This window comes from Belnapia sp. AC561 (genome assembly GCF_979252845.1).
On record NZ_CEEDBP010000121.1, the window covers coordinates 1 to 431 of the forward strand.

1 pseudogene is annotated in these 431 nt (G+C 74.9%); it reads right to left on the minus strand.

Annotation, left to right across the window (positions count from 1 at the left end):
* A pseudogene (locus AC0IW9_RS30395) lies at positions 1-431 on the minus strand (hypothetical protein); the annotation flags it as partial.

Consider the following 431-nt stretch of genomic DNA (forward strand, 5'->3'; position numbering starts at 1 on the left):
TTCTGGGCGCTGACGGCCAGCACATCCAGCGCCTTCGTGCCGGCGGCGCGGAGGTCGAGGTTGGCGGTGACGAAGTTGTCGACGGCGATATGGCTGTCCCAGGCGGCGTCCCAGGCCTTGGGCGCGGCCTGGACGGTGGAGAGGCCGCCCCAGGCGGGCATGGCGCCGAAGGTCTCGTAGCTGGTGCCGCCGAAGTTGAGGTGGCCGGTCCAGACCTGGCTGTCCTGGCCCCAGGCGCCGGCGGCGCCGAACTGGGCGGGAATGGGGCCGATGCCGGTGCTGGGCACCGGGGTGACGACGGGCGGCGGGGGCGCCACCACCACCGGCGGGGGCGACGACAGGACCGGGGCGGCGGCCTCGGTGAAGGCGAAGTCGACGGGGCCGGCGCTGAGCAGGCTGGCCTTGCCGCCGGAGACGGCGGCGCCGTTGTA